Source organism: Micromonospora sp. NPDC023966 (assembly GCF_040639095.1).
Lineage (GTDB): Bacteria > Actinomycetota > Actinomycetes > Mycobacteriales > Micromonosporaceae > Micromonospora.
Map to the genome: position 1 here is coordinate 166769 of NZ_JBEZZJ010000008.1, position 13770 is coordinate 180538.

The 13770-nt window shown below is 69.8% G+C and carries 8 protein-coding genes and 1 pseudogene; 7 read left to right on the forward strand and 2 right to left on the reverse strand.

Annotated features, from left to right (window positions below; all coding sequences use genetic code 11):
- Positions 1 to 20: 20 nt before the first annotated feature.
- On the reverse strand, positions 21 to 1385 hold the full coding sequence (locus tag AB0F68_RS14385; protein WP_357336890.1) for a nucleotidyl transferase AbiEii/AbiGii toxin family protein: 1365 nt from the start codon (positions 1383 to 1385) through the stop codon (positions 21 to 23).
- Positions 1386 to 1503: 118 nt separating this feature from the next.
- Here AB0F68_RS14385 and AB0F68_RS14390 point away from each other — a divergent pair.
- Positions 1504 to 1859, forward strand: a pseudogene (locus AB0F68_RS14390) (pentapeptide repeat-containing protein); the annotation flags it as partial.
- Between the two features lie 143 nt (positions 1860 to 2002).
- Here the strand turns inward: AB0F68_RS14390 and AB0F68_RS14395 are convergent.
- Complete coding sequence (locus tag AB0F68_RS14395; RefSeq protein ID WP_357336892.1) at positions 2003 to 4045, reverse strand: glycosyl hydrolase family 28-related protein; 2043 nt, start codon at positions 4043 to 4045, stop codon at positions 2003 to 2005.
- A 249-nt stretch (positions 4046 to 4294) separates the two neighbouring features.
- Between AB0F68_RS14395 and AB0F68_RS14400 the strand changes: the two genes are divergently transcribed.
- The 6 genes from AB0F68_RS14400 to AB0F68_RS14425 all read left to right on the forward strand — a co-directional run bounded on the left by AB0F68_RS14400 (position 4295) and on the right by AB0F68_RS14425 (position 13729).
- On the forward strand, positions 4295 to 5296 hold the full coding sequence (locus AB0F68_RS14400; protein ID WP_357336896.1) for a LacI family DNA-binding transcriptional regulator: 1002 nt from the start codon (positions 4295 to 4297) through the stop codon (positions 5294 to 5296).
- A 382-nt stretch (positions 5297 to 5678) separates the two neighbouring features.
- Positions 5679 to 7058: a sugar ABC transporter substrate-binding protein gene (locus tag AB0F68_RS14405; protein ID WP_357336906.1), complete on the forward strand. Its 1380-nt coding sequence runs from the start codon at positions 5679 to 5681 to the stop codon at positions 7056 to 7058.
- Positions 7059 to 7138: 80 nt separating this feature from the next.
- Complete coding sequence (locus AB0F68_RS14410) at positions 7139 to 8095, forward strand: sugar ABC transporter permease (protein WP_357336908.1); 957 nt, start codon at positions 7139 to 7141, stop codon at positions 8093 to 8095.
- A 12-nt stretch (positions 8096 to 8107) separates the two neighbouring features.
- Positions 8108 to 8995, forward strand: coding sequence for a carbohydrate ABC transporter permease (locus AB0F68_RS14415; RefSeq protein ID WP_355665506.1), 888 nt, complete (start codon positions 8108 to 8110; stop codon positions 8993 to 8995).
- 80 nt (positions 8996 to 9075) lie between these two features.
- A complete protein-coding gene (locus tag AB0F68_RS14420) occupies positions 9076 to 10734 on the forward strand; it encodes a glycoside hydrolase family 13 protein (protein WP_357336911.1) in 1659 nt (552 codons plus the stop codon).
- A 130-nt stretch (positions 10735 to 10864) separates the two neighbouring features.
- Positions 10865 to 13729 carry a discoidin domain-containing protein gene (locus tag AB0F68_RS14425; RefSeq protein ID WP_357336916.1) on the forward strand — a complete coding sequence of 955 codons (2865 nt, stop codon included), beginning with the start codon at positions 10865 to 10867 and terminating at the stop codon, positions 13727 to 13729.
- Positions 13730 to 13770: the final 41 nt, after the last annotated feature.

Here is a 13770-nt window from a genome sequence, read left to right on the forward strand (position 1 = left end):
CTTCGGGTCCACGCCCCAGGTCAAACGCGGTAGCCCTGCCGCCCTGGGCATGGGTTTCCATAGTTGTCCCGGTGAGGGCGCATTACCGTGGATGGGCTGGTCCGGTCGAACTCCCGCTGGCAGTATGCGCAGCGCACCCGATAGCGGGCGTCTGGACGAGGGCGTGCTCTGGTCGAGCGCAGAACGCTGGAGTGGCGGGAGCGGGAGAACGTGGTCCGTTCGCCATACTCTCCGGCCTTCGCCAGTTCGATCTCGAAGCGCGGCTCGAACTTGATGTCGGTGTTCTCCAGGGATGTGATCTTCCAGTTAAGAAGGCTCTTTATGCCGGGACCCGATGAGCGACCGCCGGTCTGGTCCCAGACGTAGAGGTATTCCTGTCCCGTCCCGCCCTTGCGCCACTTGAACGTCAGCGAGTACGGCTCGACCAGCCGCTGTACTCCGTCGTAAGTTATGCGCAGCAGTGTTTGCGAGCGCCCGGCATGCATGATCGGCGTGCGCAGCTCGGCTGGGAAGAAAGCAAGCTGGTTGGCGTCGCCATACTGGAAGGATGAGAACAGCGAGCGGAGTTCGCCTTTGAATCGGTCCACCGCGAGGGCGAAGTCCATCCGGCTCTCCGAGACGCAGACGATCTTGCTCCAATAGCCGCGCATTACCTCGAACGGCACGGCGAGCAGGAGTCCAAGGGCGGCCTGTGGGCTCTGCTCGAAGATCGTCTTGCGTAGGAAGGTTGTCACGATCCTCGTCCTGTCCACCGCGATGTCGTTGTTGACAAAGATTGAGTAGACGAGGTCGAACAGGTCGTTGGACATGTGGCGCTGCAGCAGACATTTGAGCTTGTCGGCTAGGGCCTCCTCCAGGCTGACCACCTCGAGGCTGGCCGCGCAGTCCGCCTGGTCGGAGTAGGGGTGGATGAGCTTCCGCTGTTGAATCGGCAGATAGAGCTGGCCGAACTCGGTGACGTCCATGCGTAGCGCGATAGTCATCTTGCTGGCCTTGCCGTAAAAGTCCTTAAAGTACAGCGTGAACTTGTGTACGGTCTTGCCCTTGTCGATGCTGCGCTGATCGGTCTGAGCGTTCCGGTCGAGGTCGAACTCGACCCCGGTCCGTGCCTGGATCATCCGGCAGGCGCCGTTCAATGCGTCAAGAAGCTGGGTGGGGTGCAGGCCGGTGGGAGCGGCGAAGTCCAGGTCTCCCGAGAACCTGGTGTTGACGAAGTACCCCTTGCGGAATGCGTTGCCGCCTTTGAGAACCAGCCGGTTGCGCATCAGCTGGTTGTCGGCGTACAGACCGGCCAGCAGCCACCCGTACAGGTAGTCACGCTGCACGTCGGAGGTGTGGACACCGAGGAGTTTGCCCGTCGCGTCGATCTCGTCGCGGTTGATCACGCGAAGATTCTCCTATCTGTCCGTTCTATCCGCCACTGAGTTACCGCCGTGCTTCGCATGGGGCGGATATCGGCGGGAATGGGACTCGTCGGCGTGGCTCCCAGCGGCGAGGTTGCTCTCGGGTGCCACCTTGACCGGCATCAACGTCGAAGGTGCGCGATTACCGGCTCACGGTCCGCCGGCACCCGACTTACCGACGTCCGCCTCAAGGACGTCCCGTTCGACGGCTGTCGCTCTGACTACGACAGCATCCCCACCTGGTCCACCTGCCGCCTCCCGGGCATCGCCCTGCGCTCCTGCGACCTAACCGGCCTGGAACTGGACGCCTGCCATCCCGTCAGCGCCGACCAGGGGTCTGCCACGACTGAAGGCAGACCTCGGAAACCTGCGGGGCGTCATCGTCGGTGAGAACCAGGTTCCTGACCTCACCCGGTTTGCCATCGACGCCCTCGCGCCACCGTACGCAGCGACTGACGCCAGGGACGGGCTCAGGCGGCGGGCGTACCCCGAAGCGGTCGTGCATCGTCGACGGCCTCCCTCGGCGGAGGGGACGGCTGAGCCACATGGAAGCGGCCCGGCGGGTGGTCACCCGCCGGGCCGCTCCGAAAGGGATCAGGTCACCAGGGCGTCGGGGCCGGTGGCGGCACCACCGGCGGGCGGTCGTTGCAGGTGATGGTGTTCGGCAGCAGCCAGAGGGCGAGCCAACCGCCGTCGTTGCCGCCCAGGTCGGTGAGGCTGAACTCCGACCCGGCCGGGGTGAAGTGGAACGAGCCGCAGTTGTTCACCCCGACGGCGCCGACGTTGCGGGCGTCCACGTTGGCGAAGGACGCGGAGCCGGCGGCCCGGGCGCTCACCACCGAGGTGCCGGTGCCGTCGACCCGGATGTCGCGGAAGTGCACGTTGCTGATCGAGTATTGGTCCTTCACCGGCCAGTCGCTGACCAGCATGATCGCGTTGTAGGTGTTGTCGAGGTAGCTGTCGCCGACCACCTGGATGTCGGCGTCGATGCTGCGGTCCAGTGCGTAGAACCAGATCGCACCGAGGCCGATGTTCCAGTTCAGCTCGTAGGTGCCGGCCCGGACCGTGGTGTTGCCGGTGATCCGGAGCTGGCCGGTGAACGGCTCGGCGCCGAACCGGGAGCCGACCTGGATGGCGCTGCCCTCGCGGACCGGGTCCGCGATCAGGTTGTGCGAGACGGTGAGGTCGGTGCCCCCGTAGAGGGCGATGCCGTTGGCGAGGACCGGGGACTGCACCGTGTTGTGGTCGAAGGTGTTGTCCGCGTTGCCGGTCCGCTCCGACCACATGGCCAGCGCGTCGTCGCCGGTGTTGCGGATGAAGCTGTGCGAGATCGAGGAGTGGGTGACGCCGGTGTGGAAGTTGAGCCCGTCGGCGATCTGGTCGGCGATGACCGTGTTGGTGACCCGCAGGTCCGTCATTGGGCCGTCGAACCACAGGCCGACCTTGGTGTGGTGCAGGTAGAGACGGTCGACGGTGGAGTGGTTGAGCGCCCCGCCGATGGCGTTGACCTGGTCGGTGTCGATGCGTTCGCGGACGTCGCCCTCGATGGCGAAGCCGGAGAGGTGGACGTCGCTGCTGCCGCCGTCGGCGGCGTCGCGGCCGTAGAAGCCGACGCCGGTGTGCACCGAGCCGTCGGGGGACGGGGTGTCCAGGGCGACCTCGCGGCCCTTGACGACGGTGTACCAGCTGCCGGCGCCCGCGATGGTCACGTCGTCGACGATGATGTGCCGGTTCACCTGGTACGTCCCTGGCGGCAGGTACAGCGTGCGGTCCACCCGGCGGGCGTAGGCGACCGCCCGGTCGAAGGCGTCGGCGGAGTCCCGCCGGCCGGTCGGGTCGGCGCCGAACGCCAGCACGTTCACGGCGTGGGGCAGCACCCGGGGCGGAGCGACGAGGTGTGAGTCCAACAGGTCGATCACGGTCCACGCCGCGGCCGTGCCGGTCGGCGCGGTCAGCCGCACCACTTCACCGGCCCGGTGGGTTCGGCCCAGCAGCAGCCGCTGCTCGTCGTAGAAGTGGTGCGGGCGGAACGGCTTGGTGATGGTGGGCGTGGGGGTGGGGGTGGTGGCCGCCGGCACGCAGGAGCACTCGGTGATCCACCAGCCGGGGTGGAGCAGGTCGGCGTCGGGGTCGTTGGTGAACGGGTACTGGTTGTAGAGCCAGGCGTACTGCGAGGTCAGCGTCATGGTGCGGGTCGGGCCGCGGCCCACGGTGACGCGCAGCGGCGCGGTGATCCCGCCACCGCCGGGCGCGTCGGGGATGCTGTACCGGACGGTGAGCGCGTTGGCCGCCGTCGGGAGGGTGAACTCGACGTACTGGCCGGGGGAGAGGCGGACCGCCCGCCGCCCGGACGCCTCGCCGGCGAGCGTGTAGGCGGCCCGGTCCGGGCCGATGTGCGTGCCGTTGGTCCGCGCGTTTTCGGCCTCCTGCTCGACGAAGTCCACGGTGGCGCCCCGGCCGGCGACCAGCGCCGGGTCGAGCCCGGCGCGGGTGACCACCGGGGCCGGGCCGGTGGGGCCGGCTGCCAGGGCGGCGCTCCCGGTTGGTACGGCCAGCGCGACGGCGGTGGCCGCCGCCGCGAGGATCCTGGCGATCGGCACGGCCGGGCGTCGGCCCGCCGCGCCTTCCACGCTCCGCTGCATCGGACTACCCACTTTCACGGGGGACGGGGGAGACGGTGGTGGCGTCGGCGCGGAGGGGGCGCGCCCGCCGAAGGGTGCCTCATGTTATTCCTGGGGCTTGTCGATATTCAAGCGCCTGTTTGTTCGAATCTTGCGAGACGTGGATCGCGGTCACGGGCACTCCGTCTGGGATACCCGGGGCCGAAGCCAGGTCGACGACCGTCAGGGCCTTGTTCATTTCTTGCAAGAACCTGACGTACGATTGCCGCCGTGACGAAGCGGTTGACGGAGGTGGCCCGCAAGGCGGGCGTCAGCGAGGCGACCGTGAGCCGGGTGCTCAACGGGCGTGGGGGAGTGTCCGAGGCGACCCGGACGGCGGTGCTGACCGCGCTCGACGTGCTCGGCTACGAACGGCCGACCAAGCTGCGCGGTGAGCGGGCCCGGCTGGTCGGCCTGGTCCTGCCCGAGCTGCAGAACCCGATCTTCCCGGCGCTGGCCGAGGTGGTGACCGGCTCCCTCGCCCAGCGCGGCTTCACCCCCGCGCTCTGTGCCCGCACGATCGGTGGGGTGTCCGAGTCGGACTACGTCGAGATGCTCCTCGACCACCAGGTCTCCGGCGTGATCTTCGCGGGTGGGTCGTACGCCCTTGCCGACGCCACGCACGAGCACTACCGCCGGCTGACCGACCGGGGCCTGCCCGTGGTGCTGGTCAACGCCGGCGTCGACGAGTTGGGCTTCCCCCGGGTCTCCACCGACGACGCGGTGGCGGTGGAGCAGGCGTACGGGCACCTGCGTTCGCTGGGACACGAGCGGATCGGCATGGTGCTCGGGCCGGAGGGACACGTGCCGTCCCGGCGCAAGCGGGACGCCATGGTCCAGGCCGCGGGCTGGACCGACGACGCCGGGTTCGTCGAGCGCTCCAGCTTTTCGATGGAGGGGGCGCGGGTCGCGGCGACGAAGCTGGTCGAGCGCGGCGTGACCGGCATCATCTGCGCCAGCGACGTGCTGGCCCTGGGCACCATCCGGGCCGCGCGGCGGCTCGGCCGAGCGGTGCCGACCGACGTGTCCGTGGTGGGCTTCGACGACTCCGCCTTCATGACCTGCACCGACCCGCCGTTGACCACCGTGCGGCAGCCGATCGAGACGATGGGACAGGCCGCGGTGGACCTGCTGGTCACCCAGATCGAGGGCGCCGGCGTGCTGCACGACGAGCTGCTGTTCGAGCCGGAACTGGTGGTGCGCGGTTCCACCGCGCCCGCCCCCGGCCGCTGACCACACCGCCGGAGGCCTACTGACGCCTCCGGCCCGGAACCGCCTTCCTGGCCACTGAACGGCCGTCGACCGCTGCTCGCGGTCGGCGGCCGTTTCGTCGCTGCCCGGTGGGCCGGGCCCTAGAGGGCGAAGGCCGGATCCCGGACGCGCGCCCCGAAACCCGTCGCCATCTGCCGTCACAAAGTCGTCTCCTTTCAAAAGTCAGTCGAAACCTTGCCGCTATCAGTCGGCCTCGCTACAGTGACTCCACTCACACCTGGCCCCGCCCCAATCGGGGGCAGGTCGCGTGGCGGATGCAGGTCGACAGTGGGCATCCCCGCGGTGACGAGCACCGCAGATCAGCGAAGGCCATGGATACACCCGTTCCCGAAGGGATGGACAGATGTCCGTACCGCAGTACCGGAAGGCTGCGGCGATAGCGCTCGTGGCCGGCCTGGGGCTCAGCCTGGCGGCTTGCTCCACGAAGAGCGACGACGCGGCGAAGGACGCCAGCGGCAAGGTCACCATCACCGTCGACTGCCAGCCGGTCGGCGCCCAGAAAGAGCTGCTGAAGAACTGGAACGACGACGTAGCCGAGTTCCAGCGGCAGAACCCCAACATCGTCATCAAGAGCGTCAGCGTCGGCGAGCAGTGCAACAACCCGCCGGACTTCACGGCCCGCCTCGCCGGCGGCACCGTGACCGACGTGTTCTACGGGTACATGACCGATCTCCAGCAGGTGCTCGACTCCGGTCAGGCCATGGACATCACCGAGTACGCCAACAAGGACACGATCCCGACCTGGGACAGCGTCGACCCGGCGCTCAAGGGGGTCTTCACCGACGGCGGCAAGCTCTACGCCGTCCCGGTGAAGAACTACTCGATGGGCCTGGTCTACAACAAGGTCCTGTTCCAGCGGGCCGGCCTCGACGTGAACAACCCGCCCAAGACCTGGGCGGAGGTCCGGGAGGCGGCCAAGAAGATCTCCGCGCTGGGCAACGGCATCGCCGGCTACTCCGAGTACAGCGCGGGCAACACCGGCGGCTGGCACTTCACCTCCCTGCTCTACTCGCAGGGCGGTCAGGTGCTGACCGAGGACGGCAAGAAGGCCGACTTCAACAACCCGATGGGCAAGCAGGTCCTGCAGAACCTCAAGGACATGCGGTACGGCGACAACAGCATGGGCAGCCGCCAGCTGCTCCAGTGGGGTGACCTGCTGACCAACGCCGGCGCGGGCAAGGTCGGCATGTTCATCGGCGCCCCGGACGCCACTCAGGCGATCGTCAGCCAGTTCCAGGGCAAGTTCCAGGACTGGGCGATGAGCCCGCTGCCCGGCCAGGACGGCCCGGCGAAGGCGACCCTCGGCGGCGGCGAGGGCTACTTCTTCAAGAAGGGCCTCACCCCGGACCAGGTCAAGGCCGGTCTGAAGTGGATCGCTTACCAGAAGTTGACGCCGGGCAAGGGCCAGTTCGACTACGTGCGGTCCAAGCCGCAGAACTACCCGGTGGGTCTGCCCCAGCCGCTGCTCTTCGCCAACGGGAGTGAGGCGCAGAAGCAGGAACTCGAGCTGCGCAAGGCCAACGCGAACGTCGACACCGCCAACTTCGCGCTCTTCGAGGCGAACCCGGTCCCGATCAAGGGTGAGCCCCGCAACGCGCAGGCGATCTACGCGGTGCTCGACGCCGCGATGTCCGGGGTGCTGACCAACCCGAACGCGAACATCGACGCCCTGCTCAAGACGGCCGAAGAAAAGGTCAACCAGCTGCTGGCCGCCGGCAGCTGACCAGCCGGGGTGGGGGCCGGCGCACCGGCCCCCACCCTCCGCCCCGCACCGTCCGGCCACCGACTTCCGCAGGAGTTGCCTTGGCGATCACCACCGTCCCGGGTACCACCAGGCCACCGGGTCGCCCAGAGCCGCCGTACCCGTCACCGCGCCGGCGTACCGGCCTCGGCCGCAAGGTACGGGACAACCTCACCGGGCACGCGTTCCTGATCGGGGCGTTCCTCTGCTTCGCGGTCTTCTCCTGGTACCCGATGGTCCGCGGCGTCGTGATGAGCTTCCAGCGCACCCGCCGAGGCGAGACCACCTGGGTGGGCTGGGACAACTACGCCCGCATCATCGACGACCCCAGCTTCTGGACCGCCTGGCAGAACACGTTCTACTTCACGGCCCTCGCACTCGTCGTCGGCTACGCGGTGCCGTTCTTCGTGGCGATCCTGCTCAACGAGTTCCGCCACGCCAAGGGCTACCTGCGGATCCTGGTCTACCTGCCGGTGATGCTGCCGCCGGCCTCGGCGCTCTTCCTGTTCAAGTTCTACGCCTACGACCCCAGCGAGGCGGGACTGTTCAACGCGATCCTCACAGCGCTGCACCTGCCCACGTCCGAGTGGATGCAGTCGCCCGGGATGACCATGCCGGCCATGGTGCTCGCGTCGACCTGGATGAACATGGGCAGCGCGGTGCTGATCTACCTGGCGGCGCTGCAGAACATCCCCGGCGAGCTCTACGAGGCGGCCGAACTCGACGGCGCCGGGATCTGGCGGCGGATCCGGCACGTGACCATCCCGCAGACCCGGCTGATCCTCGCGCTCCTGGCGATGATCCAGATCGTCGCCACCATGCAGCTCTTCATCGAGCCGCTGATCCTCGCCAACGGCGCGGGCACGGGCGACTCCGCGACCTCGGTGGCGTACCTCATCTACCAGCACGGGTTCTTCCAGAACGACCTCAACGGCGCCGCGGCGCTCGGCGTGATCATGCTCGTGGTGCTGGCCGGCTTCTCCGCCGTCTACGTGCGGCTGACCGCGAAACAGGACTAGGACGGACGAGGAATGGCACAGGACTCCGGGACCCGGACCCTCATCTCCCAGGCTCAGCTCCAGCGGGGGCGCGGCCGGGTGCTCTACTGGACGCTGCTCGCCGTCGTCGTGGTGGTGTTCACGCTCGTCTTCATCGGCCCGCTCTACTGGATGGTCACCGGCGCGCTCAAGTCCGGCCAGGAGATCGCGCAGACCCCGCCGTCGCTGTTTCCGAAGGATCCCCAGCCGCAGAACTACGTCGACGCGTGGAACAACCTGGACCTCGCCAAGCTGCTGTTCAACACGTTCTACTACGCGACCGGGGCGGTGCTGTTCCAGCTCGTGCTCGACACCGCAGCGGCGTACTCCCTGTCGAAGCTCCGGCCGGTCCTCGGCAACGTGATCCTCGGCCTGATGCTGGCGACGCTGATGATCCCGGCGATGGTGCTCATCGTCCCCCAGTACGTGACCGTGATCGACCTGCCGATCCTGCACCTCAACCTGCTCGACTCGCCGTTCGCGATCTGGCTGCCCCTGGTCGCGAACGCGTTCAACATCTTCCTGTTGAAGCGGTTCTTCGACTCGATCCCGGAGGACCTGATGGCGGCGGCCCTGGTGGACGGGGCGACGCCGCTGCGGACCCTCTGGTCGATCATCCTGCCGATGTCGCGCCCCATCCTCGGCGTGGTCTCGATCTTCGCGGTGACGGCGGTCTGGAAGGACTTCCTCTGGCCGAAGCTGGTCATGCCGTCGCCCGAGACCCGGACGGTCAGCGTCGGCATCTACGCCTTCGCGGGCGGCACGCCCATGAACGTGGTGATCGCCGCCTCGGTGATCGCCGCGATCCCGACCGTCATCATCTTCCTGATCTTCCAGCGGAACATCATGTCCGGCCTGACCACCGGCAGCCTCAAGGGCTGACCGCACCGGCAGACCACCGGCGAGACCTCCCGCGGCGACCGACGACCGCTCGCCAGACACACATCCAGGGTCCGGCGCACATGCCGACGTACCGACGCAGAAAGCAGGTGCTCGTGTCCACAGCAGACAAAGGTCCGTGGTGGCGTGGAGCGGTGATCTACCAGGTGTATCCGCGGAGCTTCGCCGACGGCGGTGGCGACGGCATCGGCGACATCGCCGGCATCCGGTCCCGGCTCCACTACCTGTCCGAGCTCGGCATCGACGCGATCTGGTTCAGCCCCTGGTACCCCTCCCCGATGGCCGACGCCGGCTACGACGTGGCCGACTACCGCGACATCGACCCGGTCTTCGGCACCCTCGCCGAGGCGGAGGCGCTGATCAGGGAGGCGCACGCGCTCGGCATCCGGACCATCGTCGACGTGGTGCCCAACCACTGCTCCGACGCGCACCCCTGGTTCCAGGCCGCGCTCGCCGGCGGACCGGACGCGCCCGAGCGCGAGCTGTTCTGGTTCCGCCCCGGTCGCGGCCCGAACGGCGACCAGCGGCCCACCGACTGGGTCGGCGAGTTCGGCGGACCGACCTGGACCCGGACCGTCAACCCGGACGGCACCCCCGGCGACTGGTACCTGCACCTGTTCGCCCCCGAGCAGCCCGACTTCAACTGGGACCACCCCCGGGTGCGCGCCGAATTCGAGGACATCCTGCGGTTCTGGTTCGACCGCGGGGTGGACGGCATCCGGATCGACTCGGCCGGGCTGCTGGTCAAGGACGGGACGCTGCCCGAGACCCGGCCGGACCGGCCGCATCCGTTCCGCGACCTCGACGGGGTGCACGAGATCTACCGCGGCTGGCGGCGGGTCGCCGACTCGTACCCCGGCGACCGCGCGCTGATCGGCGAGGTGTGGCTGCCGGACCGGCAGCGGTTCGCCAACTACCTGCGCCCGGACGAGCTGCACGCGGCCTTCAACTTCGACTTCCTCGGCTGCGCCTGGGACGCCTCCGCGCTGCGCGAGAGCATCGACGGGACGCTCAGCGCGCACGCGCCGGTCGGCGCGCCGGCCACCTGGGTGCTCTCCAACCACGACGTCACCCGGCACGTCACCCGCTACGGCCGGGCGGACACCCGGTTCAGCTTCGCGGCCAAGCGTGAGGGCATCCCCACCGACCTGGAGCTGGGCACCCGCCGGGCCCGGGCCGCCGCGCTGCTCTCCCTGGCGCTGCCCGGCGCCGCGTACGTCTACCAGGGGGAGGAGCTGGGGCTCTGGGAGGTCGAGGACATCCCGTACGAGCTGCGCCAGGACCCGATGTGGGAACGCTCCGGCCGGGTCGACCCCGGCCGGGACGGCTGCCGGGTGCCGCTGCCCTGGGCCGGTGACGACCCGCCGTTCGGCTTCAGCCCCGACGGCGCGGCGGCCGCGCCCTGGCTGCCCCAGCCGGCCGACTGGAAGGACCGCACCGTCCGCGCCCAGACCGGCGACCCGCACTCGATGCTGGAGCTCTACCGGACGGCCATCGCGATCCGACGGTCCGAGGCGGCGCTCGGCGACGGCGGGCTCACCTGGCTGCCCGCCCCCGACCGGGTGCTCGCCTTCGCCCGCGAGCCCGGCTTCACCTGCCTGGTCAACCTCTCCGCCGCGGCCGTGCCGCTGCCCGGGCACGAGCGGCTGCTGCTGGCCAGCGGACCGCTCGACGACGACCGGCTGCCGCCGGACACCGCGGTCTGGCTGCGAACCGGCTGACCCGTCCCCGGCGTCGGCGGCCCGTCCCGGCCGCCGACGCCGCCCGCCGCGCCACCTGAACAGGAAGGAGGGGAGGAACCACCGCACCGCACGGGGGACCTGGCCATCCGACGAAAGGGAGCGCACCCTCATGGCCGATCACACCACCCCGCACCACCCGCGCCGCAGCCGGCTCCGCGCGGGGCTGGCCGTCCTCGCCGGCGCCGCGCTGGCCGCCACGTCCCTCACGGTCGTGGCGCTCACCACCACCGCCACCCCGGCCCGCGCCGCCGGGCTGTCCCCGTTCGACATCGCCGGTCGCGGCGCCACCGTGCCCTTCCTCGAACAGGAGGCGGAGCAGGCCGTCCACACCGGCACCCGGATCGGCCCCGACCGGCGCTACGGCACCCTCCCGTCCGAGGCGTCCGGCCGGGAGGCGGTCACCCTCGACGCCGTCGGCGAGTACGTCGAGTTCACCCTCACCGCCCCGGCCAACGCGATCACCTTCCGGTACAGCCTGCCGGACAGCCCGGCCGGCACCGGCCGGGACGCCAGCATCGACCTGCGCGCCGGCGGCGCCCTGGTCAAGGCGGTTCCGGTCACCTCCCGGTACGGCTGGTACTACGGCGGTTACCCGTTCAACAACAACCCCGGCGACACCAACCCGCACCACTTCTACGACGAGACCCGCGCCCTGTTCGGCACCACCTACCCGGCCGGCACGAAGATCCGCCTCCAGGTCTCCTCGACCGCGCAGTCGCCCACCTTCACCATCGACCTGGCCGACTTCGAGCTGGTCGGCGGGCAGATCGCCAAGCCCACCGGTGTGCTCGACGTGGTCACCGACTTCGGCGCGGACCCGACCGGCGCGACCGACTCGACCGCGAAGTTCCAGGCCGCCGTGGATGCCGGCAAGGCGCAGGGCAGGACCGTCTGGATCCCCGCCGGCACCTTCACCCTCTGGGACCACGTGGTGGTCGACGGGGTGACCCTGCGCGGGGCCGGGCCCTGGTACTCGGTGCTCGGCGGCCGGCACCCCACCGACCGCAAGCGGGCCGCCGGCATCTACGGCAAGTACGTGCCCGGCGGCGGCTACGGCGGCGAGATCCGGCCGCACGAGGCCGGCGGGCCCAGCCGCAACGTCACCCTGCGGGACTTCGCCATCATCGGCGACATCCGCGAGCGGGTGGACGAGGACCAGGTCAACGCCCTGGGCGGGGCGATGTCGAACTCGGTGGTGGACAACCTCTGGTTGCAGCACACCAAGGTCGGCGCCTGGATGGACGGCCCGATGGACAACTTCACCATCCGCAACAGCCGGATCCTCGACCAGACCGCCGACGGGGTCAACTTCCACTGGGGCGTCACCAACTCCACGGTGACCAACACCTTCGTCCGCAACACCGGCGACGACGGCCTGGCCATGTGGGCGCAGAACGTGCCGAACGTCAACAACGCCTTCACCTTCAACACCGTCGGCGTCACCATCCTGGCCAACAACCTGGTCACCTACGGCGGCCGGGACATCCGGATCACCGACAACGTCACCGCCGACTCCGTCACCAACGGCGGCGGCATCCACGTGGCGAACCGCTATCCCGGCGTGAACGGCCCGACCGCGGTCGCCGGCACGATCACCGTCGCCCGCAACACCCTGATCCGTAACGGCAACTCCGACTACAACTGGCGCTTCGGTGTCGGCGCAATCTGGTTCTCGGCGCTCAACGAGCCGATCCAGGGCGCCACCATCAACGTCACCGACACCGACATCCTGGACAGCTCCTACGCCGCGCTGCACTGGATCGAGGGGCAGACCAGCGGGATCAACCTGAACAACGTGCGCATCGACGGCGCGGGGACCTTCGCGCTCCAGGTGCAGGCGCCCAGCCAGGTCAGCTTCACCAACGTCCGGGCCACCGGCATCGCCCAGGCCAACCCGATGTACAACTGCGTCGGCAGCGGCTTCCAGATCACCCAGGGCGCCGGCAACTCCGGCTGGTACTCGGCGAGCCCGTACTGCGGGCCGTGGCCCGAGCCGCAGTGGGGCAACGGCCCGTCCACCCCGCCCACCCCGACCCCGACCAGCCCCACGCCGAGCCCGACCCCGACCACCCCACCGCCGTCCGGCGGCAACCTCGCCCTCGGCCGGCCGGCCACCGCGTCGAGCAGCACCCAGACGTACGCGGCGGCGAACGCGGTGGACGGCAACGCCGCGACCTACTGGGAGAGCGCCAACAACGCGTTCCCGCAGACGCTGACCGTGGACCTCGGTGCGGCGCGCACCGTCGACCGCGTGGTGGTCAAGCTGCCGGCGGGCTGGGAGCGGCGTACCCAGACGCTGTCGGTGCTCGGCTCCACCGACGGGTCGACCTGGACCACGCTGAAGGCGTCGGCCGGCTACACCTTCGACCCGGCCACCGGCAACACCGTGTCGATCCCCCTGCCCGCGGGGGAGCGGCGACACCTGCGGCTCAGCGTCACCGGCAACACCGGCTGGCCGGCCGGGCAGGCCGCCGAGTTCGAGGTGTACGGCGGCACCAGCACCACCCCGCCGCCGACCACCACGCCGCCCCCGACCACCACCCCGCCGCCGCCGACCGGCAACCTGGCCGCCGGCCGGCCGGTCACCGAGACCAGCCACGCCGACGTGTACGGCGCGGCCAACACGGTCGACGGCAACGCCGGCACCTACTGGGAGAGCGCCAACAACGCCTTCCCGCAGTCGCTCACCGTCGACCTCGGCGCGACGTACCCGGTGTCCCGGGTGGTGCTGAAGCTGCCACCCTCGTCGGCCTGGCAGGCCCGCACCCAGACGCTGTCGGTTCTCGGCTCCACCGACGGGTCGACCTGGACCACGGTGAAGGCGTCGGCCGGCTACACCTTCGACCCGGCCACCGGCAACACCGCCACCATCACCTTCCCGTCCGCCGGGCGCCGGCACCTGCGGCTGACCTTCACCGGCAACACCGGCTGGCCCGCCGGCCAGCTCGGCGAGTTCGAGGTGTACGCCACCTGACCGCCCCGGGGTCCCCGCGGCGCGGCGGGGACCCCGTCCAC